Source organism: Streptomyces sp. NBC_00190, from assembly GCF_036203305.1.
Classification (GTDB): Bacteria; Actinomycetota; Actinomycetes; order Streptomycetales; family Streptomycetaceae; genus Streptomyces.
Genome location: NZ_CP108131.1, coordinates 875,409 through 898,312 on the forward strand (window position 1 = coordinate 875,409; position 22,904 = coordinate 898,312).

Genomic DNA, 22,904 nt, shown 5'->3' on the forward strand with positions numbered 1-22,904 from the left:
CTCGCTCCGGTCGGCCGGTCGGCCGGGATCATGGCAGAGTGGGCCGGATGACGACGAAGCACACTCCGGCCCACGGCGATTTCCTTGCGGCGAAGGCGCTCGTCTACGACCCGTGCGGGTTCAGCTGCTCGCCGCCGGTCCCCGAACCCGAGAGCGCCGCGTACGCCGCCTGCGAGTTCACCCTTGACGGCCGCTCGGTCCGGTTCCGCGCGGCCAGGACGACACCGACCAAGGTCGGCCAGTTCGTCACCGTGTGGAAGAGGTCCCCGGGCGGCCCGATCCAGCCGTTCGACGCGGCGGATCACATCGACCTCTTCGTCATCGCCACCCGCGACCAGGATCATTCCGGCCAGTTCGTCTTCCCGCCGGAGGTGCTCCGCCGACGGGGCGTCGTCTCCACGGACGGCTCCGGGGGGAAGCGGGCCTTCCGTGTCTACCCGCCCTGGGTGACCACCACCAACCGCCAGGCCGGCGCCGCGCAGGCATGGCAGCTGGAGCACTTCCTGAGCCTCGACGGGCCCGTGGACACGGCCCGCGCCCAGGAGCTCTACCGGGCCCGCGACTGACCCCCGGCCCGGCGAACCGGACCGGCTCGCGGTCAGTGCTCGTAGTTCGTGAGGACGCAGCCCTCGACCTGGGACTTCTCCAGCCGGTAGCCGGCCGGGGCACTGAAGCCGGGCTCACAGTTCAAGTAGAGGAACTGCAACTGGTAAAGGCCGTGCCGGATTTCCCGGCTGTTGGTCTCCACGGCGATGTTCTCGCCGACCAGGAGCCTGCTGGCGGTCGCCTTGAGGCGGCCGTCGTCCTTCAGATCGGCCTGCTGGGCGGCCTTCGCCTTGAGCTGCAGGGTCTTCATGTCACGGACGACGTCCAGCCAGTTCAGGTCGTGGGCACGCCGTTCCCCCGCCGGCTCACCGCACACGGCGCGTTCCTTGACGCCCCAGCCGAGCGGGTCACCGGCCACGACCGGAAGGTAGTCGATCGACTGGATGGCGACGGCATCGGGAGCGGTGGACATGTTCGTGCAGTCGACGATGTTCGGGTGGACCATCTTCTTCAGCTCGTCGAGGCTGCCGGCCCGAGGCAGGCCGAGGCTGCCCTGCGCCGGCTGGCCCGGCTTCTCGGACGCCGCGGCCGCCGGGTCGTCCTGCGGGGTCTCGAAGTTCGGGCTGCCACTGCCGTCCGCGCTCCCGACGAAGTCGCTGAGTACGCAGCCGTCGACCAGCGCCGTCTCCTTCTTGTACCCCTTGGGCACGCCGAAGGTCGGGTTGCAGGTGAGGATGCGCAGGTCCGACCGGGCGAGGGCGAGAGCCGTCTTGGTGCTGGTCGGGGTGACGGCGTAGTTCTTGCCGACGAACACCCGGCTGTTCAGGCCGTACGTCGCCTTGCCGGCCGCGATCTGCTCCATGACGCGCTGCTTGTAGCCCGCCTGGAACTCCTTCATGTCCGAGGCCATGTAGAAGATGATCTCGCCGTGTTCGACGCGGTCGCTGCACACGCCCCGTTCGGTCACGGACCATTTCCCGACCGTCGTGAGGTCGGTCAGCGGCAGTCGGCTGTCGTCCGCCTGCGTGCCCATCTTCTCGCACGACGCGTACCGCTGGACGTACTTCTGCGCTTCGGCCAGGGACGTCGGTGCCGCTTCCGGGGCGCCGGCGATGGCTGTCGGTACCGCGGCCGCCGCGCCGGGCTCGGCGTCCTCGCAGGCGGCGAGTGCGGGGAGGGAAGCGAGGAGGGCGGTCGCGGCGAGTATCCGCTTGATACGCATGTGCTGCTTTCGTAGACGACGGACACCAGGGGGTTCTGGCGTGCACATGCTAGGCCGCCGCACCGCAGTCGATCAAAGCCGACGGACCCGGCGACGGTCTCATGTTCCCTGGGGATGAACGGCGTTCACCGCTCAGCGGCGGAGCGCCGCCTCCGCGCCCGCGATGAAGGTGCCGACCGAGCAGGTGAGCATGACGGCTCGCAACCTGCCGGCGTTGGCGCAGGTGAGGGCGGACTGGAGCCGCTCCAGCAACCCCTTCTGCCCGGGCTCCGGCACGGCGTCGGGGGCGCCGGCGCCGTGTGGGCGCGCGCAGCGGGCGCAGTGGGCACGGTCACCGTCGGTGCCGGTGCCGGTGTCGGTTCCGGTGTCGTCGAGCCAGTAGGCGCCGTCGAGCACCGCGTACGTCTCGTGGATGGCTTCCATGCCTCTGCAACTGCCGTGGGAACACGTCGGGTACGAGGCGGCGCACGGTCGCAACCGAATCGGTATCAGCCACGTGTCAGGCGGCGGCGGTGGACACCGTGCCGGAAGGCTAAGCGGCCTCGGGGAAGTAGGGCACGTCCCCGAGGCCGCTCAGTCGGTGCGGGCCGCTGACACCTGGTCGATGCGCAGGGCCAGTTGGAGTTCCAGGGACCGCTCCGGGCGTTGCCAGTCCCGTCCGAGCAGGCGGCCTATGCGGTCCAGGCGCTGGACCACCGTGTTGATGTGGACGTGGAGTTCCACGCTGGTCCTGGCCTGGCTCATGCCGAGCGCGAAATAGGTGCGCAGGGTGTGGGTGAGGTCGGTGCCGCGCTTCGCGTCGTAGTCGAGCAGCGGGCCCAGGGTCTGGTGTACGTAGCCGCCCAGGTCCGTCCGGTCGCCGAGCAGCAGGCCGACGAAGCCCAGGTCGGCCAGGGCGGCCCCGGTCCCCCGGTTGCCGAGGGCGTGCAGGGCGGCCAGGCAGCGGCGCGCTTCCGCGTGCGCATCGGCGAAGTCGGGCGGGCCGGTCACCGGGCGGCCCGCCGCCCCGACGGTGACCGGGACGGCCACGGCCTGGCCCAGCTCGGCGGCGAGCGCGGCCGCGCTCGTACTGGGGTCCTCCGAGGGGCAGATGAGGACCACGTCGTCGTGGTGCTGCCCGGCCAGGCCCTTGCGCGCCTGCGCGGTACGGGCGGCGGCGGCCAGCAGCCGCGGGCGGGGGACGGCGTCCGCGTGGAGGACGAACACCGCGTGCGGCCGGCCGAGGTCCACGCCGAGCCGGCGGGCGCGGGCCGACAGACCGGCGGGGTCGGCGGCACGGCCCAGGAGGTCGCCCAGCAGTTCACCGCGTACGCGGTCCTCGGTTTCGGCGACCGAACGGCGCAGGAGCAGGAGCAGGGCGGTGACGACGCCGGCCCGTTCGAAGAGCCGTCGGTCCGCGTCGGTGAGGTCGGGGCGGCCGGTCAGGGCGATGCTGCCGAGGAGTTCGTGTCCGGCGAGGACCGCGCACACCCAGGTGCCCTTGACGGGAACGGCACGGCCACCCGCCCGGGAGGCCGCCACGGCCTGGGGCGGCGGTGGCTGCGGGTCCGCGCCCGCCCGGGCGAGTTCGGTTCCGTCCGCGTCGTGGATGAGCATGCCGCCCTGCAGGACGGTGCCGATGGCGGTGGCCACTTCGGTGATGCCCGCTCCGCGCAGTACCAGGTCGGTCAGCCGGTCGTGGGCGTCCTCGGCCCGCCGCATGGCCTGGTTGTGGGCCTCGATCGTCTGGGAGGCCGCGTTGAGGTCGACCAGCGCGGTACGCGTCTCCTCCAGGAGCCGGGCGCCGTCGATGGCGATGGCGGCGTGGTCGGCGAGCGAGGCGAGCAGGGCGACCTCGTCCGGAGTGAAGGTACGGGACGTGCGGTCGGCCGCGTAGAGGACGCCGATCACCCGGCTGCCCAGGCGCAGCGGGACGCCGAGGATGGCCCGTAGTCCCTCTTCGGCGACGGCGCTGTCGATGGTGGCGGTGTGCTTGAAGCGCGGGTCGTCGCGGTAGTCGCCGGTGGTGTACGGGCGGGCCGTCTCGGCGACCAGCCCGCCCAGGCCCTCCCCCATGCCCAGTCGTACCTGCTGGAAGGCGGCGGAGACCGAGCCGTCGGTCACCCGCATGTAGGTGTCGCCGGCCTCGTCGTCGTTGAGGGACAGGTAGGCGACGTCCGTGCCGAGGAGGAGTTTGGCCCGGTGGACGATGGCCCGCAGGACGGCGTCCAGGTCGCGCAGCGCCGCGAGGTCGCCGGCCGTGTCGAAGAGGGCCGCCAGTTCGGCTTCGCGCCGGCGGTGCTGGCTGAGGGTGCGGCGGATGGCGAGCGCCACCTGGGTGGCCTCCGTGATCGCCCGTGTCTGCGACGCGGAGAGGTCCGCCTGCCGGGCCGCTTCGGCCGGCTGCGCGAAGTCCTCGGCCGGCGCGCCCTGCGCCAGCAGGTCCAGCAGCTGCCGCAGGGCGCTCCACGCCGCGTCGTCGCCCGGGCTCTTCACGGTGGTCGGCATGTCGGGCTTCTCCGTGCTGCTGGACGCGGGGCGTATGAAGGGGGCGGCCCGCAGGGTCGCCCCCGCTACGACAGGGCCTAAGTGCGCTCGGCGGACATCGATCCGGCCCCGGCCTGACGTCGGCCGGGTACCGGAACGGGGGTCGCACTGTACGACCGGGCCAGATTACGCCCGCGTGTCTCCTTGGCGGCAAGGACGGTTCCGCTCGTGATCACCGCCGCCGCGGCCAGGTAGACCGAGATCGGCAGGGAGGAGCCGTAGTCGTCGAGCAGGGCCACCGCGATGATCGGGGCGAGGGCGCCGCCGATGATCGAGGCGAGCTGGGAGCCCATCGAGGCGCCGGAGTAGCGGACGTTGGTGTCGAACATCTCGGAGATGAAGGCCGCCTGCGGTCCGTACATCGCGCCGTGGAAGAGCAGCCCGACGGTCACGGCGGTGGCGATGACCGGGAAGGACCTGGAGTCGAGCATCGCGAAGAACGCGAACGCCCAGCCGGTCATCCCGACGGAGCCGATGAGCGTGACCGGACGGCGGCCGATCCGGTCCGACAGCGCTCCCCACGCCGGGATGGTGACGAAGTGGACGGCGGAGCCGATCAGTACGGCGTTCAGGCCGTCGCTCTTGGACAGCCCCAGGTGGGTGGTGACGTAGACGAGCAGGAACGCGGTGAGGACGTAGTAGGAGATGTTCTCGCCGAGACGGGTGCCGACCGCGGTGAGCACTCCTCGCCAGTTCGTACGGAACACCTCCACCACGGGCGGCTTCTCCCCGGCGCCCGCGGCGGCCTGTTCGGCGGCTCTGGCCTGTGCTTCGAGGAAGAGCGGGGATTCGGACACCGACACCCGGATCCACAGGCCGATGACCACGAGCACACCGGAGAGCAGGAACGGGATCCGCCAGCCCCAGGCGAGGAAGGCCTCGTCGGACTGGACGGCGGCCAGCAGGGCGAGGACGCCGGTGGCGAGCAGGTTGCCGCCGGGAGCGCCGGCCTGGGGCCAGGAGGCCCAGAAGCCGCGGTTCTTGTCGTCGCCGTGCTCGGAGACCAGCAGCACCGCGCCGCCCCACTCGCCGCCGAGGGCGAAGCCCTGGACCAGGCGCAGCAGGGTGAGCAGGACCGGTGCGCCGACGCCGATGCTCGCGTGGGTGGGGAGCAGGCCCATGGCGAAGGTGGCGCCGCCCATCATGAGCAGGCTGAGCACGAGCAGTTTCTTACGGCCGATCTTGTCTCCGTAGTGGCCGAAGACCACGCCGCCTAGCGGGCGGGCCGCGAAGCCGATCGCGTAGGTGAGGAAGGCGAGGAGCGTGCCCACCAGCGGCTCGCTGCTGGGGAAGAACAGCTTGTTGAAGACGAGCGCGGCGGCGGAGCCGTAGAGGAAGAAGTCGTACCACTCGATGGTGGTGCCGATCAGGCTCGCGCTGATGATTCGCGCGATGCCCGACCGGGCCGGCGCAGCCGTTGCGGGGGAGACCATGTGCACCACTTCCAGGTGGTCGCGGGGACGTTCCGTGTCGGCACAACGTAGAAGTCCCCTGGTCAGTGGCATATGTGGTCGACCATCACAATCAGGCGACCACGTATGTGCCGGGCGACCACACCTCGGGAGGCAAACGTGTACGCGGGCAGGCCCTCCCGGGCCGCCCGTCGTCGTCCTGACCCGCACGCCGGAGAGCCGCGACCACCCGTCGGCGCGTGGTTCACCGACCGGTGATGACGATCTCGCGCTTGAGGATCTTGCCCGTGGGGCCCTTGGGGAGCTCGGCCGTGAAGGTGACGATCCGGGGGTACTTGTACGCCGCCACCCGGTCCTTGACGAAGTCCCGGATCTCCGCGGCCGTGGCATGGGCACCGGGCAGGAGCGCGACCACCGCTGCGATCTCCTCGCCGTGGAACGAGTGCGGCACGCCGACGACGGCGGCTTCGGCGACGGCCGGGTGCTCGTACAGCACCTCCTCGACCTCGCGCGGATATACGTTGTAGCCACCGCGGATGATCAGGTCCTTCTTGCGGTCGACGATGAAGTAGAAGCCGTCCTCGTCGACACGGGCCAGATCACCGCTGTGGAACCAGCCGTCGCGGACCGCATCCGCCGTGGCCTCGGGACGGTTCCAGTAGCCGGTCATAAGGTTCTCGCCGCGGATCGCGATCTCGCCGACCTCTCCCCCGGGCACCGCGCCCCCGCCCTCGGCGACGAGCTTCATCTCGACTCCACGGACGGGCTGCCCGATCGAGCCCGGCTTGCGCGGACGGTCGGGGTGGTTGAAGGCGGCGACCGGTGAGGTCTCGGAGAGTCCGTATCCCTCCAGGACGGTGACACCGAAGCGCCGCTCGAAGCCGTGCAGCACCTCGACCGGAAGCGAGGCGCCGCCCGAGACGGCCAGGCGCAGCGCCGTGGCGTCGAAGCCTGCGGGGAGCTCGGCGTGGAGCAGCGCCGCGTACATCGTCGGCACGCCGAGGAACACGGTGACCCCGTCGCGGGCCATGATCTCCAGGGCGCGCCTCGGCTCGAACCGCGGCAGCAGGGTCAGTGTGGCGCCGGCGGCGACGGCCGTGTTGAGCGCGCAGGTCTGGCCGAAGGCGTGGAAGAGGGGCAGGCCGCCGAAGAGCACGTCGTCGGGGCCGACCCGAAACAGCGTCTCTGCCGCGGTGGCGGTGTTGGTGGCCAGGTTGCGGTGGGACAGTTCGGCCCCCTTCGGCGTCCCTGTCGTGCCCGAGGTGTAGAGGATGAGGGCCGGGTCGCCGTCGGCACGGTCGACGACGCCGGACATCGGTTCGTGGGCGCGCAGCATGTCGTCGAAGTCCGCGGGGCCGGTCACCAGGCATGCGGTTCCGGTCTCGGCGGCGGCCTTCGTGACCTCGTCCGCGAACAGGGGGAACACCAGCGCGATCCGCGCCCCGCAGTCACGCAGGGTGAAGGCCACCTCACGGGCCTTGAGGAGCGGGTTCACCGGCACGACCACGCCGCCGGCCCGCAGGATGCCGTAGTAGACGACCGGGAACAGCGGCACGTTGGGCATGGTCAGCGCGATGCGGTCGCCGGGCCGGACGCCGCGGTCGCGCAGGAGGGCGGCGACTCTGGCGCTCGCGTCGTCCAACTGGGCGTAGGTGAGCGTGCTGTCGTCCTGGCGGACGGCGATGCGATCGCCCTGGGCCGCGGCGGAGTCCACCAGGAACGTGGCGAGGTTGGTCATGTCGGCAATCTCCTTGGCTTCGTCTCGGCCTGCGACGAGGCAGCCCGGGGCGGATCACGTCACGAGGGGTGACCCCGTCGCGAGCGCCGTCGCGCGCGAGCGGACCGGGCCGGTCAACGGCGCCATGCTAGGTTGCCCACCTGTCGCCACGCTTGTCCTGGCGTGACATGAGACTTTTCTTTTCGGGACAGTCGTGGAGCGTGCGCATGAGGCCCCTGGTCCGCACCGCAGCCCTCAGCGGCTACGTCGAGCTGTGCCGCTCGCTCGGTATCGACCCTCAGCCGCTGATGAGGCGCGTGGGCCTGGACACCGCCGCCCTCGCGGTCCAGGACCGGTGGATCTCCGGCGCTGCCGCGGTCCAGGTGCTGGAACTGTCGGCAGCCGCCTCGTGTCACGAGGACTTCGGAGTGCTCATGGCGGAGTTCCGGCGCTTCTCCAACCTCGGCCCCATCAGTCTGGTCGTCCGTGAGGAACCCGATGTACGGAGCGCGCTGGGGCTGTTGATCCGCCACCAGCACATGTACAACGAGGTCCTGGACACCCGCCTCTCCGAGGGGGACGGGCTGGCCACTTTGAAGGTCGGTCTGCGTCTCGGCGAAGCGATGGGCACCCGGCAGGCCACAGAGCTCGCCATCGCCGCCTATCACCGGATCCTGCGCGACTTCCTGCACACCCGGTGGCAGCCGCTCTCCGTATGGTTCAGGCACCCCGCACCGGCGGACGCCTCGACGCACCGGCGCGCGTTCGGCCCCGTCGTGGAGTTCGACCGCGAGTTCGACGGCATCGTCTTCTACGCCGACGATCTCGACGCGCCCAACGCGATGGCGGATCCGCTGCTGCGCGAGTACGCCCACCAGTACTTCGAGGCGATCACGGTGCCCAGGGACACCACCGCCGCGGACCGGGTGCGCGAGCTGATCGAGGTCCTGCTGCCGACGGGGCGCTGCTCGATCGAGCAGGTCGCCCGCAGCCTGGGCGTCGACCGGCGGACCGTGCACCGGCACCTGGCCTCCTCGGGGGAGACGTTCTCCTCGCTCCTGGGCGCCACCCGCAGGCACCTCGCGGAGCAGTTCGTCGCGAACCCACGGCGCTCACTCACGGAGATCTCCGACCTGCTGGGCTTCTCGTCGCTGAGCGGCTTCTCGCGCTGGTTCCACGAGCAGTTCGGGTGCAGCCCCAGGGCATGGCGCATCGCCAGGAGTCGGCACCAGCTCCCCGGCCAGGACTGACACCGCACGGCGCAACGGCCTCGGCCGAGCCGTACCGGCGCCCACCCGGCACGGCTCACCCGATGTCCCCAAATGGCAAATTTTCTGTCCCGGAGGGTCAAGCGGTCGCCGGTGCTCGCCCCTACCTTGGCACCACCGCAGAGACGCGGTCGGCCGCCGGACGGGAGCGGGTTCCCCTATGCACGCTCCCTCCGGCCCGGTCGACCGTACGAGGGCCACCAGTGCACCCGCTGTCCCGGTGACCCGCATCCATCCTCGCCGGACATCTCAGCCCCTCGCATCCCACGCGGCGAGCTTCCGGCGAGTGATCACCGATCGCACGAAGGAGACGGACCGTGCATTTCCACGACGACTCACTTTTCCCGGAGAACCAGGAGAATCTGGTGATCCAGGCCGCTCCCTACGGGCCGGAGTGGCTGCCCGGGGACGCCGACGACCTCCCCCTGACGATGGACGAGCACGTACAGGCTGCCGTCGACTGCCACAACGCCGGAGCCACCGTGCTCCACATCCACGTACGAGAGCTCGACGGCAAGGGCTCCAAGCGGATGTCCATGTTCAACGAGCTGCTGGGCCGGCTGCGCCAGGCCGTGCCGGACATGGTCCTGCAGATCGGCGGATCGATCTCGTTCGCCCCGGAGGACGAGGGCAGCGAGGCGAAGTGGCTGAGCTACGACACCCGCCACCTGCTGGCCGACCTCGACCCCGCGCCGGACCAGGTGACTATCGCGATCAACACCAGCCAGATGAACATCGTCGAGATCATGACCGGCGACGACCTCGAAGGCACGTCGATCGCGAAGCCCGAGTACTACAAGGCCTACCGCGACATGGTCGTCGAGGCGGGCCCCGATTTCTACCTGGAGCACCTGGAGCGCCTGCGCGCGAACGGCATCCAGCCGCACTTCCAGCTCGCCACGCTGGCTCAGCTGGAAACCGTGGAGCGGCTCATCCGAAGCGGTGTCCACACCGGCCCGCTGGTCCTCAACTACGTGGCCATCGGCGGCGGTTTCGCAGGCCGGCACCCGGCAGACCTGATCGAGTTCGTCCGTCGCACCCCGGACGGGGCCGTCCTCACCATCGAGAGTTCCATGCGCGCCGTGGCGCCGATGAACGCCATCGGCATCGCGCTCGGTGTGCACGTGCGCGTGGGCAACGAGGACAACCTGTGGCGGCGCAAGGGCGAGCGCATGACCACCGTCGAGCAGATCGAGCAGATGGTGCAGATCTCCGAGGCGCTCGGCCGCGACATCGCGACCGGCGCCGAGGCCAAGAGGATCTACAAGCTCGGCGAGTACTACTCCGGGGCCGACGAGACGCTGGCCCGTCTCGGCATGGTGCCGAACCGCCGTCCTGGTCAGCGCGGCTCCATGTTGCGCGTCGTCTGATCGCGACACGGGACCACCGGGGCGCCGGCGGCCCCTTCCTCTCTTCCCCACCTCCCACGAACAACGGAGCACTCCCATGGCTCACGCCATTCGCTTCAAGGAGACCGGCGGTCCCGACGTCCTGCGCTGGGAAGAGGCCGTCGTCGGCGACCCCGGCCCGGGCGAGGTACGGATCCGGCACGAAGCCGTCGGACTCAACTTCGCCGACACCTACTTCCGCAGCGGGCTGTATCCCGCGCCGCTGCCCGCCGGACTGGGCGTCGAGGCCGCGGGGGTGGTCCAGGCGGTGGGCGAGGGCGTCACCCATGTCACCGAGGGCGACCGGGTCACGTACACCGGAAGCCCGCTCGGTGCCTACAGCACGGAACGGGTCATGCCCGCCGGCTCCCTGATCCGGCTGCCGGACGGCATCCCCTTCGAGACCGCCGCCGCGATGACCATGCGCGGCCTCACCTCCGCCTACCTGTTGCGCAGGATCCACCCGCTGAAGGCCGGGGACACGATCCTGCTGACCGCGGCGGCGGGCGGGGTCGGCCTGATCGTCTGCCAGTGGGCCAAGCTGCTCGGGCTGACCGTCATCGGCACCGTCTCCACCGAGGAGAAGGCCGAGCTCGCCCGCGCCCACGGCTGCGACCACGTCATCCGCTACCGGCGCGAGAACGTGGCCGAGCGGGTGCGCGAACTGACGGACGGCGCCGGCGTCCCGGTCGCCTTCGACAGCATCGGCAGGACCACCTACGCCGCCTCGCTGGCATCGCTCCGGCGTCGCGGACTGCTGGTCTGCTTCGGTACGGCGTCCGGGCCGGTCCCGCCCATCGACGCCATGCAACTGGCGCTCAGCGGCTCCCTGTTCGTCACCCGTCCCGCGCTCGCCGACTACATCGCCGACCCCGCGGAGCGGGCAGCGCTGGCGGGCGAGCTCTTCGACCACGTCGCCTCCGGACGCATCGCCATCGAGATCAACCAGCGCTACGCGCTCGACGACGCCGTCCGGGCCCACCGCGAGCTGGAGTCGGGACGGACCACGGGATCGTCCGTCTTCGTCCTCTGAACCCCTGCCGGATCACGCGCATCGCCCCCTCTCCAGGAGGAAGCACCATGGAAAAGACTGTCGCCTCGCCGGAAGGCGCGCCCGCGCCGGTACGCGCCCACTCCCTCGGCTCGATCAAGGTCGAGCCGCTGACCTGCACCATCGGCGCCGAGCTCTCCGGCGTGAACCTCGGCGACGCCTCGCGCGACGACGACTTGTTCGCAGAGATCAGGGCCCTGCTCCTGCAGTACAAGGTGCTGTTCCTGCGGGATCAGGACATCACACGCGCCGAACACGTCGCCTTCGCCGAGCGCTTCGGCCCGCTGGAGGACCACCCGGTGGCCGGCAGCGACCCGGACAACCCCGGCCTGGTACGGATCTACAAGGATCTGGACAGCGTGCCGGAGCACTACGAGAACGCGCTGCACACCGACGGCACCTGGCGTGCGAACCCGTCCATGGGCGCCGTGCTGCGCTGCGTCGAGTCACCTCCGGTGGGCGGCGACACCATCTGGGTCAACATGGCCGAGGCCCACCGCCGGCTGCCGGAGCACGTCAAGACACAGATCCAGGGGCTGCGGGCCCGGCACAGCATCGAGGCCACCTTCGGCGCCGTCATGCCGCAGGACAAACGTCACGCGCTCGGGGCGCAGTTCCCCGACGCGGAGCACCCGGTGGTGCGCACCCACCCCGAGACCGGCGAACAGATCCTCTTCGTCAACGCCTTCACCACGCACTTCGTCAACTACCACACCCCCGAGAACGTGCGCTTCGGGACGGACTACGCCCCCGGCGCGGGCCTCCTGCTGAACTACCTGATCGGCCAGGCCGCCGTCCCCGAGTACCAGGTGCGCTGGCGTTGGACGCCGAACAGCGTCGCCATCTGGGACAACCGCTCCACCCAGCACTACGCCGTCCAGGACTACTGGCCCGCCGTCCGCAAGATGGAGCGCGCCGGAATCGTCGGCGACAGACCGTTCTGACTCCTTCCCTTTCCGCCAAGAGCAGTTGAGGTGATGACAATGGGGTTTCTCACCACTGCGGAACCCGCCCCGGGCAGAACCGTTTCCGGTTCCTCGGAGTGGCCCGTGTCCCGGCGCTACGCCTGGGCAGTCTTTGCACTGAGTTTCGGACTCCTACTCTCGGACTACATGTCCCGGCAGGTCCTCAACGCCGTCTTCCCGATGCTGAAGGCCGACTGGCTGCTCTCGGACGCCCGACTGGGCTCCCTCAGCGGCATCGTGGCGCTGGCGGTCGGTCTGCTCACCTTCCCGCTCTCACTGCTGGCCGACCGATGGGGCAGGGTGAGATCCCTGGTCGCCGCGGCCACGATGTGGAGCCTGGCGACCCTGGGCTGCGCGGTGGCGGCGAGCTACGACCAGATGTTCACCGGCCGGCTCTTCGTCGGCATCGGTGAGGCCGCGTACGGCAGTGTCGGCATCGCCGTGGTCCTCAGCGTCTTCCCGCGCGCCCTGCGGGCGACGCTCTCGGGGGCCTTCATCGCAGGCGGGGCCTTCGGCTCGGTCCTGGGCATATCCATCGGCGGCGCCGTGGCCCAGGCGTACGGCTGGCGCTGGGCGTTCGGTGTGATGGGCGTCTTCGGTCTGGTGCTCGCGGGCGTCTACGCGGTCGTGGTCACGGAGAAGCGGCTGGCCCCGCGGCATCCGGCCGAGGGCGGGGCCGCCACGGACGGGCGCGAGCGTCTGCGCGTGCTCCTCCCCCGGCTCTTCTCGTCCGTCTCCGTGATCAGCGCCTACATCGGCAGCGGTCTGCAGCTGTTCATCGCGGGTGCGCTGATCTCCTGGCTGCCCAGCTACTTCAACCGTTACTACGACATGCCGACCGCGAAAGCCGGTGCGACGGCAGGACTCTTCGCCCTGATGATCGGAATCGGCATGATCGCCGGAGGCATCGCCTCGGACCGGATCAGCCGGCGCGTCCCGATCCGCAAGTGGGCCGTCGCCATCAGCTGCAGCGTGGGATCCCTCGTCCTGCTGATGACCGCGTTCCGCCTGCCGGCCGGCCCCGTACAGCTGCTGGTGCTGGGGCTGGGGACCCTGCTGTGCGCCGGAACGGCCGGGCCGGGGGCCGCCATGGTGGCGAACCTGACCCCCGCGGCCATCGCCGCGACGGCGTTCGCCACGCTCACGCTGGCCCAGAGCCTGCTCGGACTCGCCCCCGGCCCCGCGGTCACCGGATGGCTCGCGGACCGGCTCGGTCTGCTCGGCGCGCTCCGGCTCGTCCCGCTCGTGGCGATCGCGGCCACCGCGGCCTTCCTGATCGGCCGCCACTCCTACCACCGTGATCTGCGCCGTCTGACCGGGGTCGCCCCGGGGGCGGAGCCGAAGCAGACGGAGGCGCCCGCATGAGCCGTACCACCGAGTCGGTGATCGTGATCGTCCCCGGCCTGCGCGACCACGTCGAGGAGCACTGGCAGACCCTGCTGGCGGACCGGCTCACCGAGGCCGGGCGTACCGTCCGCACCGTTCCCCCGCCGGCGCAGGACCGGCTGAGCCGCGGAGCCCGCGTCGCCGCACTGGACGAGGTGATGGTGCGGATCGCGGGGCCCGTCGTACTGGTCGCCCACAGCGCCGGTGTCGTCACCACCGTCCACTGGTCCCGGCGCCACCCTGCGCAGGTGCAGGTACAGGGGGCGCTCCTGGTGACCCCGCCGGACTTCGAGCGGCCGTTGCCGGACGGCTACCCCACCCCCGAGATGCTCGACGAGACCGGCTGGATCCCGGTGCCCCGCTCGCCCCTCCCCTTCCCCAGCATCGTCGCGGCCAGCTCGAACGACCCGCTGGGCACACTCGGGCGGGTCGCCGAGCTGGCCCGGAACTGGGGCGGCCGCCTCGTGGAACTCGGCGACGTCGGCCACCTCAACCCCGCCTCCGGCCATGGCCTGTGGCCGCGCGCGGAAGAACTGCTCCGCGAGCTCGAACACAGCTGATCCCCCGCGCAACCCCGCCGTCACGGCCTCACGGTCGACGACCCCTCACGGGCGTGATCCTGTCCGCTGCGGCGGGTTTCAGCCGGTCTCGGTGCTGAGCCGCATCCGTCCTCGACGCGCTCAGCTCCGACCGGACAAATGCCACTCAAGCGCACTCCTGCTCGGCGCAGGGCCTGTGGGGTGGCTGTGAATCGACGTAGATGTGGGACCGGGGTGCAGGAGGAGTGCCGACAAGTTCTATATTCGTACGAACCATCCACACGCGGCCCGTCTGCGGTGATCAGGGGGGACGACTGAGATGGCAGACACCGACACCGCTCCAAGCATCCGGACGGAGTCCCGGAAGACCCGCAAGGTGCGCAGGAAGGCGCAGAACCGCAAACGCCTGGGCATAGGCATGGCCGTGATCGCCCTGGGCGGGGCCGCCGCCACAGCGTACGCCTTCACCCTGGGCGACTCCTCGGGCACCGCCACGCGCGACGCGAAGTTCGCGGCGGGCGGTACGGCCGAGGAGGCCGCCGCCGCGAAGGGCTCGGAGGAACCCTGGGACGGCAAGACCAAGGTGCTCGGAGACGGCTCCACCTCCTACACCGGGCCCCAGCCGGGACAGCTCAAGCCCGAGCGGCTGAAGCCCGGCGAGAAGCCGCCGCAGTTCGTGGTGTTCTCCTGGGACGGCGCGCTGGAAGGCGACGACCACCTCTTCTCGCACTTCCGCCAGGTGGCCAAGCAGAACAAGGCCCACATGACCTTCTTCCTCACGGGCATCTACCTGCTGCCGGACGACAAGAAGTCGCTCTACCTCCCGCCGCAGCACAACCAGGGCGCGGCCGCGATCTCGTACCCGACCGTCCCGCACGTGAAGAGCACGCTGGGGCAGCTGCGCGGCGCCTGGACCGACGGCAACGAGATCGGCTCGCACTTCAACGGGCACTTCTGCGGGCCCAAGGGCGGCGGGGACTGGAGCCCCGCCGAATGGAAGAGCGAGATCGACCAGACGTACTCGTTCGTCAAGAACTGGAAGACCAACACCGGCTTCACCAAGGAAGCGCCGCTGCCCTTCGACCCGGACCGGGAGGTGGTCGGCGGGCGCGCGCCCTGCCTGGAGGGCCAGAAGAACCTCCTGACCGCGATCAAGCCGTACGGCTGGCGCTACGACGCGAGCTCCTCGGGCGACTTCCAGCTGTGGCCGTCCAAGCTGGACGGAATATGGAACTTCCCCCTCCAGCTCGTGCCGCTTCAAGGCAAGGAGGTGCAGGTCCTCTCCATGGACTTCAACTTCCTCTTCAACCAGTCGGGCGACAGCACGCAGGGCGACCCGGCGAAGTTCGCGGCGTGGCAGGCGCAGGTCCGCGGTTCGTACATGAATGGCTTCAACCGGGTCTACAACGGCAGCCGGGCGCCCATGTTCATCGGCAACCACTTCGAGGACTGGAACGGCGGCATCTACATGAAGGCCGTCGAGGACGTCATGAAGGACGTCTGCCCGCGTGAGGACGTCCGCTGCGTGTCGTTCAAGGAGCTGTCGGACTGGCTCGACGCCCAGGACCCGAAGGTCCTGGCCCGACTGCGCACGCTCGACCCCGCGCAGGCACCGGACTGGACCGATCTGATCAAGTAGACCGGCCGGGCGGCGTGCGGCGCCCGGCAGCCCGGCCTACTTCACCGCCTTGATGTAGTCGCCCCACAGGCGCACCGCCCTCTCGCTGCCGAGCGTGCCCGGGGCGTCGCCCCCCAGCCCCGTCAGCGGCAGCGGAACCAGGTCGGTCAACGACATCCGGTAGACCACGACGGCCGTGGACTCCTGCTCGGTACTGGCCACGAACCAGCCCGCCGTGTTGGCGGCGGTCGTCCCCGTCTTGCCCGCCGCACCGGGGTGCGCCTTGGCCACCGTCTTCGCCGACCCCTCGGTGACGGCGTCCTGCAGGGCGTCCGTCACCGCGCGGGCGGTCTTGGCGCTCACTGCCCGGGTCGGCTTCGGCCCGTCGAGCGGCACCGCGGCGCCGTTGCGGGTGACCGAGCGCACCGAGTACGGGTCGGTGTGCATGCCGTCGGCGGCGAAGGTCTGGTAGGCGCCGGCCATCCGGATCGCGCTGGGCGTCGAGTTCTCCCCGAGGGCGAATCCGGGGATCCGCGGGCCGAGGCTCGATTCGAGCAGCCCCGAGCGCTGGGCGAACGCCTCCACCCGGTCGAGGCCGACGTCGAGGCCGAGCTGGAGCATGGACGTGTTGACGGAGTTGGCCACGGCCTGGCGCAAGGACACCTGACCCCAGTTGCGGCCGCCGTCGTTGCGTCCCTTCACCACCTTGCCGCTCCGGTCCCAGTACGGGCCCTCGGGCGTCTGCACGGTCACCTGGTCATTGCCGTCGTAGGTGCTGGAGGGGGAGACCGGCGTACGGGCCTTGCCACGCGTGCGCAGTACCCCTTCGTCGAGCGCGGCGGCGTAGACGATCGGCGTGAACGCCGTGCCGACCGGGATCGTCGTCGCGTTCGACTCGTTGAAGCCCTGCTTCAGGTAGTCGGGGCCTCCGTACACGGCGAGCAGCCGCCCGTCGGGGGCGACGCTCGCCGCGCCGATCTTGGCGTGCTTGTCGGTGTCGGGACGCCGCTCCGCGTCGAAGTCCTTCTGGGTCTCCTGGACGGCGGCGGTCAGCGCGGTCATCCGGGCCTGGTCGAAGGTCGTGTAGATCTGGTAGCCGCCGAGGTCGAAGTCGGACTCCTTGATGTGCCCGGACTTGATCGTGTACGCCTTGGCCATCTCGACCAGGTAGCCGGTCTGCGCGCCGGGTATGCCGACGAGGGACGAGGCGGAGGGCTCGGGGAACTTCGTGTAGGTGGCGCGCTCGGCGCGCGAGAGCTGGCCGGTCTCGACCATGCGGTCCAGGATCCAGTTCCAGCGTTCGACGGCCCGCTCGTGGTTCTCCTTGCCGAGAGTGGGGTCGTAGAGGCCGGCGCCCTTGAGGAGGGAGGCCAGGAAGGCGCCCTCGCTGGGGTCCAGCTGTGAGACGTCCTTGCCGTAGTACGCCTGGGACGCGCGCTGGATGCCGTAGGTCCCGCGCCCGAACCAGCTGGTGTTGAGGTAGTCCTGGAAGATCCGGTCCTTGCTCTTCCGGTTGTCCAGCTTCAGGGCGAGCAGGAGCTCGGTGAACTTCCGGGAGAGGGTGCGGTCCTGGTTCAGATAGGCGTTCTTCACGTACTGCTGCGTGATGGTGGACCCGCCCTGGGTCTCGCCCCCCGTCAGTCCCGCGCGCACCGCGCGCAGGACACCGGACGGGGAGACTCCGGGATCCGAGTAGAAGCTCGCGTTCTCGGCCGCGAGAACCGCTCCGCGGACCTTGGGGGGCACCTTGTCCAGCGGCATCTCCTGGCGGCTGACCCAGCCCGTCCGGGCCATCGTGGAGCCGTCGGCCCAGTAGTAGACGTTGTCCTGTTGCTTGGCAAAGGAGTTGAGATCGTCTGGTATGTCCGTTACCGCGTACGCGATTGTGACGAATCCCACTACGCCGAGGAACGCGTACAGGCAAGCGCCCAGCCACTGGCGCCACGAGGGCACCCACCGGCGCCAGCCGGTGCGGCCCGGCCGCGGGAAGTCGGGTCGCAGGCGCGGCAGCTGTGTGCGCGCCAGGGCGACGGCCGGGGCGAGGGCCCGTGCGAGGGCCTGCCTGAGGACATCGAGCCGGACGGAACGCTCCCGTGGCCGGGCCCGCGACCCCGACCTCCCCCGGCGGCCCGGGTCGGCTCCACCGCTTCCCTCCGAAGCCGACCGCCCGTCCCGAGATTGCCCCCTACCGGCCATATCCTTCCCGCCCACTCCGAATGCCCCCCTCTGCTGTGCTTTCCCGCACACCCTAGATGCACTTGCTGTGCGGCCGGACGGGTGGTGGGCGGGATCACTCCGCATGCCCCGGCGTCGGCCCCCGGTGATCAAGCGGAGGCAATCCGCCCGGCCCACGGGGCGACTGCGGCCGGGCAACCGTCGACGAAGCGGAACGCGACGAAACAGTCGCGTAGTTGTGCGAAAATGCCGTCCCCCGGTTCGTGTGGACCGGGTGACAAGGGGAAAAAGAGTGATACCTAAGAGGTTCAGGCCCGCCGCCATCGCGGCCCTGACCGTAGCCGTGGCGTCCGGAAGCATGCTTGCGTACTCCGCGACCGCGGTTCCCGGACCCCGTGCGGCTGACCGTGCCACCGCCGACTCCTTCGCCCGCATGGCCGACGATGTGCTCTCGCAGCGCACGCAGGCCCTGGTCGAGGACCAGCCGGGGCACCACGGCGGCGGCCAGGCCGGCCCGAAGACCCGTATGTCGGCCCAGCTGAAGAAGGACGAGGACGCCGCGATCCAGTCGCTGCGGTCCCGCAAGACGCGACTGGCGGAGCTCGGCGAGGCCTACACGGGCGCCGACACCCGCGTCGTCGTGGACCGGGCCACGGTCACCGGTGGGAAGGCCGTCGTCCAGGTCACCGAGCAGACCACCCTCACCTACAAGAAACTCCGGGGGGACGAGCCGGACACTACGGACATCGGGACGCGCTACGAGCTGACGCTCACCAGCAAGCGGGGAGGTGGCTGGGAGCTGACGTCGATCAAGTCGCAGGAGAAGGGCCCCGTCGCGGTCAACGAGCCCGTGGCGGCCCCGGCGAACGTCGTCAAGGACGACGGCAACCAGTACCCGGACGGCACGCCGGCGTCCACGAAGTACCCCGCGACGCCGAAGCCCAAGGCCAAGACGGGTGGCGCCTACGACTACGCCGCGATGGCGAAGTACGCGGAGAAGTACTGGAGCAACTACAACCCCGCGTACCGGAAGTACAACGGGGCAGGGGGTGACTGCACCAACTTCATCAGCCAGGCGTTGAAGGCGGGCGGCTGGAAGGCCGTTCCGGGCTCCTCGACGGACTACCGGAACTGGTGGTACGACGGCGCCCGCCAGAGCGACTCCTGGGTCGGTGTGAACGAGTGGGCCTGGTTCACGCTGTCCAACCAGCGGGCCGCCAACCTGGCCAACGTCTACCAGGCGGACGTCGGTGACATCCTCCAGATGGACTTCAACCGGGACGGTTCCAAGGACCACTCCATGATGGTGACCTACCGCAGCAGCGCCGGGATGCCGTACCTCACGTACCACTCCACCAACACGTACCGTAAGTCCCTCGCGAGCATCATCGCGTCCTACCCGAACGCGACCTACTACGCGTACCGCACCTGACGGGTGCCCTTCCGGTTCTCCTGCCGCGGTGGCTCCGCGGCAGGAGAACCGGGCTGTACCCGTCAGGTGACGCGGGAAGAGCGGTGGGAAAGGGTCGGACGGGGATCCAGGAAGCGGCCGGAGGCGGAGAACGCGGCCGCGTTGAAGCCCTCCTCCCGCATGTCGACCGCGGGAAACTCCTTGCAGGCGGTCTGCGGCTGGGCCGTGGAGCCGCCGAACCGGCAGGCGACGCCGGTGAGCCTGATGGTGATGAAGTCCGCGATCTGGGCTCCGAACTCGATGGGCTTCCCGCCGATGGTGATGTCCCCGACGCCGAATCCCTTGTCCGGCGGTACCTCGTAGACAGCGCGGACACGGTGCTCCGCGTCGCCTCTCACATAGGTCCAGTAGCTCTTGGGGTCGGAGCCGTCCGGCGTCTCCCAGCCGTCCGTCGACAGGTCGTCGATGTACAGGCCCACCGGGTCGGCGAGGCTGATGTCGGCCTTCTGGCGGGCCAGGGCGTTGACTCCCGCGCCGATATGGGGATCGCTGTTGCGCTCTGCGGCACCGTACTTGCTGCAGCCGATGAGCTCCTGCTCGGTGGTCAGCTCCTGGCCGTCGATGACGCGCCGGATGGTGGCTGCCGCAGCCAATTCGATCTCTGCGCCCAGGGTGTTGTTCGGCTGGATCAGGTGCATCGCGCCGTGACTCGTGGAGTTGTTCCACTTGTTGCGCGGCTGGTACCTGCCGCTGGGCGAGAACAGATCCTCCTTGCGTACGTCCGGGCTGATGAATTCCTGGTAGAGCTCGAACACTTTGTCCGGGTTCGTCTGCGCCAGGACCTCCCAGTACTCGGGGCCTTCACAGGTGAACGTGACCCGGGTGATCTTTCCTGGGCCGTCGCGGGTGACGCTCCACTCGCAGTACTCGTCCTGCACGTCACGGCTGGCGTCGGCGCGCTGCCACCGCTGGAGGTCACCGACGGAAGTGATCTTGATGATGCGGGGGAACGCGGTCCATGTGATGGGGGCGCGCTGAGCGTCCGCAGCCGTGTCCGTGCTGGTCAGGTTGTAGAACTGCGGTCTCGGGCTGTCATTCAGTACCTGGTGGGGATCAGGGCCCTGAACGGCTTCGTCGACCGTGTCGGAGATGAACGAGTTCCAGGCCTTGCGGCCGAAGTCGTCCAGGTCGTCGAGGTTGCCGGGAGGCCCGTAGGCATCCAGTGTGGCCATGGCGTTCTCCTTGCTCGTGATGCCGTGCCGGCCGGCGAGGGGTCGGCTTCAGGTGAGCTCCGCGACGGTTGCGTCCTCGCGCATCGCGAGCGGTGGGGCACCGGACGGGATGTCGGTGACCGGCAGGGTGAGCTCGAACTCATTGAGTTTCATGAGGCGGAACCGCCGACGGCGGGACTCTGCCAGCCGGACGTAGTCGTCGAATCCGGATGCGGTCCGGATCTGTTGGGTGACGTTGCGCAGATAGGCGTCCACCCGCTGTCCGAACACCGTCTGCCAGGCGTCGTCGGGTACCTGCCAGTGCGCCGTGAAGCGGCCTTCCGGAGTGTCGGCGGCCAGGGTTCGCGTTCGCGTGGCGTCCACGATGGCCTGGGCCACTGTGTCGCACAGCTCCGCCGCCTTCGTCGGCGTGGTCGGCACGTACTGCATGAGGAGGCTGCGGGCAGGGCTGAAGACCGGGTTGGGGAAGTCCACCATCAGCACGCAGGCGGCGAACTTCGCCGAGATGAGCCCCTTGCGGACCATCTGCCGGACGACCTCGTTGTCCTCGTGGGCGGCCTCGGGCACCACGAAGGCGAAGAACGTGTCGCCCGGCTGCGAGAAGGCGCTGCACGTCTCCTCCAGCCGGAAGCCGAACCGGGTCAGGCCGGCCAGATAGCGGGCGGCCGGTGCCCTGGGCGGGGCGGACTGCGTGGACAGGCGAAGGTCATCGAACAGGACGTCCTGGTTCAGCCAGAAGCCCGTGGGCAGCGTCAGCTCGGGGCCGTCCGCCGTGACGTTGCTGCTCTGCCTGTCGGTACTGGTGAGGTTGACCGTGGTGCTGGTGAACAGGTGGCGCAGCAGCCGGTCGGGATGGTCCACGACGCCGTTCGCGGTGACCGCGGCCAGGCGGGCCGTCGTCCACCGGGTGACGAGGGACCTGACCGTCAGTTCCAGCCGCTCGGCTCCGATGGTCTGCTGGAACAGCTGGTCATGGCGCAGCGGGTCGTCTTCGGCCAGCCGGATCGTGGCCCGCTCGGACTGCCAGTTGTTCCAGGGGATCCTCAGCTCTTTCATCACGACGCTGCCGTTGACGTGACTGTCGAAGCATCCCTTGCCCCGCGAGTCGGGCTCCAGCGCATCCCAGGAGTTGCCCGCCCACACCCAGCTGGATCCGAACCGGGCATAGAAGTTGAAGACGCGCGCTCCGGGATCCCACGCCGCGACCTGGAGGAATCCCTCCTCGGGGTCACCACCGGCCTGGGTGCTGACCAGAAGGTCGACCTGGCTGCCTGCCACCGCGGTGGTGATCACGAATCGCATGTCGCGCTCGCCGATGGCGTCCGGCGGGATCTGCCCGGCCTCGCTGACCAGATACACCTTGCGTGAGGCGGCTGCCGTCGCGGGGAGTTCGGACAACAGTTCCTGCACGGTCGTCGGGAACCTGCCCGCGCGGAAGAACCCGACCGCCATCGGGTCGCCCAAAGCCGCCAGTTCCTCGTCATTGACGGGCCGCGCCCGGTCATCCCTGCCGCTGATCCTGCGGTACAGCGACCCCGGCTCCAGCGCGGTGGAGCCGGGTCCGCAGCCGTCGTCGGCGATGTCAGGCCCCGACGGGGAGTGGCCGGACGGGTCGTCCGAGGCAGCCGAGGAGCGGACGGCGTCGACGTCCGCGACGGGGGTAGTCCTCATCCAGGCGGTCGCCCGCCGCAGCTGCGTGTGGTCGGGCATGGCCACTCCGCTCCCACAAAGCTCCCACGAACAGGAATTTCCCATTGGGGCTGAATAGTCAGTGCATGCATGCATACCCAGTCAGGAATACCTGTCGCGGCCGCGGCCGCAGATCCACTCCGATGGTCCACCTGCGCGATCGGCAGTCAACACACCGTCACATCGGCCGTAGCGGTGAGGATGCCGCGCGGCACGCGGCTGATCAGGTCCAGCAGGAGGTCGTGTTCATCGTCGCGTTGCCCGAAGCGTCCGAACCACTGCTCAGGATGTGCGCTCTCGGTGGAGAAGGTCAGCCGGTACCGGTACCGGCCCTTTTCCGCGGGCCGGAACTGGGCGAAGGCGGTCAAGGGCATCGAGGCAGACCCTCCGGCGTCCGTAGGGTCGAAGCCCTCGCCCGGGGGAAGCCGGCAGAAGTGTGACTCCAGCAACGGGCCGACGAGGGGGTCCTCCACCCATGGCTCGGCGATGACCTGTCCGCCGAACAGGACCGCGGTGCGGTAGTGGGGGAAACGTATCCCCGCCTCGGAACCGTCGAGTACACCGACGATCCACACGCCCGTATCGCTGACGTTGCGCAGTTCCACTTCGACGGGAACCGGCTCGCCGACGGAGTACGGGCCCTCCGCCGCGCGCAGGACGAGGCGGAGGGCGGCGGCCGCCCGGCCGCCACCCCCGCTGTCGGAGAGAGGGGGATCGCCCATGGGGACTTCCCCTTGGGTGCCACACATGGCTCGCGCC

Annotated in this window: 18 protein-coding genes; 9 read left to right on the top strand and 9 right to left on the bottom strand. The window is 69.9% G+C overall.

The annotated features are described in order from the left end of the window. Positions 1–47 precede the first annotated feature (47 nt). Entirely contained in the window at positions 48–566 is a 519-nt protein-coding gene (locus OG429_RS04515; RefSeq protein WP_328923970.1) for a MepB family protein, read from the top strand. A gap of 32 nt (positions 567–598) precedes the next feature. On the opposite strand, the gene OG429_RS04520 is transcribed toward OG429_RS04515, so the two are convergent. From OG429_RS04520 to OG429_RS04540, 5 genes are all read right to left on the bottom strand, one after another. Then, positions 599–1,768 carry a hypothetical protein gene (locus OG429_RS04520; protein ID WP_328923971.1) on the bottom strand — a complete coding sequence of 390 codons (1,170 nt, stop codon included), beginning with the start codon at positions 1,766–1,768 and terminating at the stop codon, positions 599–601. 132 nt (positions 1,769–1,900) lie between these two features. Then, positions 1,901–2,191 (bottom strand): hypothetical protein, encoded by a 291-nt coding sequence (locus OG429_RS04525; RefSeq protein WP_328923972.1) that lies wholly within the window; start codon positions 2,189–2,191, stop codon positions 1,901–1,903. Between the two features lie 150 nt (positions 2,192–2,341). Further along, positions 2,342–4,255 (bottom strand): helix-turn-helix domain-containing protein, encoded by a 1,914-nt coding sequence (locus tag OG429_RS04530; protein WP_328923973.1) that lies wholly within the window; start codon positions 4,253–4,255, stop codon positions 2,342–2,344. Between the two features lie 77 nt (positions 4,256–4,332). Beyond that, positions 4,333–5,727, bottom strand: a complete 1,395-nt coding sequence (locus OG429_RS04535) for an MFS transporter (RefSeq protein WP_328923974.1) — start codon at positions 5,725–5,727, stop codon at positions 4,333–4,335. A 223-nt stretch (positions 5,728–5,950) separates the two neighbouring features. Further along, positions 5,951–7,444: a long-chain-fatty-acid--CoA ligase gene (locus OG429_RS04540; protein ID WP_328923975.1), complete on the bottom strand. Its 1,494-nt coding sequence runs from the start codon at positions 7,442–7,444 to the stop codon at positions 5,951–5,953. Between the two features lie 206 nt (positions 7,445–7,650). On the opposite strand from OG429_RS04540, the gene OG429_RS04545 reads away from it, so the two are divergent. The 7 genes from OG429_RS04545 to OG429_RS04575 all read left to right on the top strand — a co-directional run bounded on the left by OG429_RS04545 (position 7,651) and on the right by OG429_RS04575 (position 15,659). Then, complete coding sequence (locus OG429_RS04545) at positions 7,651–8,673, top strand: AraC family transcriptional regulator (protein WP_328923976.1); 1,023 nt, start codon at positions 7,651–7,653, stop codon at positions 8,671–8,673. A 335-nt stretch (positions 8,674–9,008) separates the two neighbouring features. After that, positions 9,009–10,061, top strand: coding sequence for a 3-keto-5-aminohexanoate cleavage protein (locus OG429_RS04550; RefSeq protein WP_328923977.1), 1,053 nt, complete (start codon positions 9,009–9,011; stop codon positions 10,059–10,061). Positions 10,062–10,137: 76 nt separating this feature from the next. Further along, on the top strand, positions 10,138–11,112 hold the full coding sequence (locus OG429_RS04555; RefSeq protein ID WP_328923978.1) for a quinone oxidoreductase family protein: 975 nt from the start codon (positions 10,138–10,140) through the stop codon (positions 11,110–11,112). A gap of 47 nt (positions 11,113–11,159) precedes the next feature. Further along, positions 11,160–12,074, top strand: a complete 915-nt coding sequence (locus OG429_RS04560; RefSeq protein WP_328923979.1) for a TauD/TfdA dioxygenase family protein — start codon at positions 11,160–11,162, stop codon at positions 12,072–12,074. Positions 12,075–12,113: 39 nt separating this feature from the next. Then, a complete protein-coding gene (locus OG429_RS04565) occupies positions 12,114–13,460 on the top strand; it encodes an MFS transporter (protein WP_328923980.1) in 1,347 nt (448 codons plus the stop codon). Then, on the top strand, positions 13,457–14,041 hold the full coding sequence (locus OG429_RS04570) for an RBBP9/YdeN family alpha/beta hydrolase (RefSeq protein ID WP_328923981.1): 585 nt from the start codon (positions 13,457–13,459) through the stop codon (positions 14,039–14,041). The genes OG429_RS04565 and OG429_RS04570 overlap by 4 nt, the downstream gene beginning before the upstream one ends. Positions 14,042–14,339: 298 nt before the next feature. Further along, positions 14,340–15,659, top strand: a complete 1,320-nt coding sequence (locus OG429_RS04575; RefSeq protein WP_405680495.1) for a hypothetical protein — start codon at positions 14,340–14,342, stop codon at positions 15,657–15,659. 36 nt (positions 15,660–15,695) lie between these two features. Here OG429_RS04575 and OG429_RS04580 read toward each other — a convergent pair whose 3' ends face one another. Beyond that, the gene (locus tag OG429_RS04580; RefSeq protein ID WP_328923982.1) at positions 15,696–17,834 is read right to left on the bottom strand and encodes a transglycosylase domain-containing protein; all 2,139 of its coding nucleotides are present in this window, start codon (positions 17,832–17,834) and stop codon (positions 15,696–15,698) included. A gap of 337 nt (positions 17,835–18,171) precedes the next feature. Here OG429_RS04580 and OG429_RS04585 point away from each other — a divergent pair, with 337 nt between their 5' ends. Continuing rightward, entirely contained in the window at positions 18,172–19,245 is a 1,074-nt protein-coding gene (locus OG429_RS04585) for an amidase domain-containing protein (RefSeq protein WP_328923983.1), read from the top strand. Between the two features lie 62 nt (positions 19,246–19,307). Here the strand turns inward: OG429_RS04585 and OG429_RS04590 are convergent, their stop codons facing one another. The 3 genes from OG429_RS04590 to OG429_RS04600 form a co-directional block, all read right to left on the bottom strand. Next, positions 19,308–20,456, bottom strand: a complete 1,149-nt coding sequence (locus OG429_RS04590; RefSeq protein WP_328923984.1) for a hypothetical protein — start codon at positions 20,454–20,456, stop codon at positions 19,308–19,310. Positions 20,457–20,504: 48 nt separating this feature from the next. Then, positions 20,505–22,166, bottom strand: coding sequence for a hypothetical protein (locus OG429_RS04595; protein ID WP_328923985.1), 1,662 nt, complete (start codon positions 22,164–22,166; stop codon positions 20,505–20,507). 146 nt (positions 22,167–22,312) lie between these two features. Then, positions 22,313–22,867, bottom strand: coding sequence for a hypothetical protein (locus tag OG429_RS04600; protein WP_328923986.1), 555 nt, complete (start codon positions 22,865–22,867; stop codon positions 22,313–22,315). Positions 22,868–22,904: the final 37 nt, after the last annotated feature.

What these genes read in the sequence shown, in the direction of transcription:
- OG429_RS04545 (WP_328923976.1), top strand. Translation starts at nt 7,651, where the DNA reads ATGAGGCCCCTGGTCCGCACCGCAGCCCTCAGCGGCTACGTCGAGCTG.
- OG429_RS04565 (WP_328923980.1), top strand. Translation starts at nt 12,114, where the DNA reads ATGGGGTTTCTCACCACTGCGGAACCCGCCCCGGGCAGAACCGTTTCC.
- OG429_RS04535 (WP_328923974.1), bottom strand. Translation starts at nt 5,727, where the DNA reads ATGGTCTCCCCCGCAACGGCTGCGCCGGCCCGGTCGGGCATCGCGCGA.
- OG429_RS04580 (WP_328923982.1), bottom strand. Translation starts at nt 17,834, where the DNA reads ATGGCCGGTAGGGGGCAATCTCGGGACGGGCGGTCGGCTTCGGAGGGA.
- OG429_RS04520 (WP_328923971.1), bottom strand. Translation starts at nt 1,768, where the DNA reads ATGCGTATCAAGCGGATACTCGCCGCGACCGCCCTCCTCGCTTCCCTC.
- OG429_RS04585 (WP_328923983.1), top strand. Translation starts at nt 18,172, where the DNA reads ATGCTTGCGTACTCCGCGACCGCGGTTCCCGGACCCCGTGCGGCTGAC.
- OG429_RS04570 (WP_328923981.1), top strand. Translation starts at nt 13,457, where the DNA reads ATGAGCCGTACCACCGAGTCGGTGATCGTGATCGTCCCCGGCCTGCGC.
- OG429_RS04560 (WP_328923979.1), top strand. Translation starts at nt 11,160, where the DNA reads ATGGAAAAGACTGTCGCCTCGCCGGAAGGCGCGCCCGCGCCGGTACGC.
- OG429_RS04525 (WP_328923972.1), bottom strand. Translation starts at nt 2,191, where the DNA reads ATGGAAGCCATCCACGAGACGTACGCGGTGCTCGACGGCGCCTACTGG.
- OG429_RS04530 (WP_328923973.1), bottom strand. Translation starts at nt 4,255, where the DNA reads ATGCCGACCACCGTGAAGAGCCCGGGCGACGACGCGGCGTGGAGCGCC.
- OG429_RS04590 (WP_328923984.1), bottom strand. Translation starts at nt 20,456, where the DNA reads ATGGCCACACTGGATGCCTACGGGCCTCCCGGCAACCTCGACGACCTG.
- OG429_RS04575 (WP_405680495.1), top strand. Translation starts at nt 14,340, where the DNA reads ATGGCAGACACCGACACCGCTCCAAGCATCCGGACGGAGTCCCGGAAG.
- OG429_RS04540 (WP_328923975.1), bottom strand. Translation starts at nt 7,444, where the DNA reads ATGACCAACCTCGCCACGTTCCTGGTGGACTCCGCCGCGGCCCAGGGC.
- OG429_RS04600 (WP_328923986.1), bottom strand. Translation starts at nt 22,867, where the DNA reads ATGGGCGATCCCCCTCTCTCCGACAGCGGGGGTGGCGGCCGGGCGGCC.
- OG429_RS04595 (WP_328923985.1), bottom strand. Translation starts at nt 22,166, where the DNA reads ATGCCCGACCACACGCAGCTGCGGCGGGCGACCGCCTGGATGAGGACT.
- OG429_RS04555 (WP_328923978.1), top strand. Translation starts at nt 10,138, where the DNA reads ATGGCTCACGCCATTCGCTTCAAGGAGACCGGCGGTCCCGACGTCCTG.
- OG429_RS04515 (WP_328923970.1), top strand. Translation starts at nt 48, where the DNA reads ATGACGACGAAGCACACTCCGGCCCACGGCGATTTCCTTGCGGCGAAG.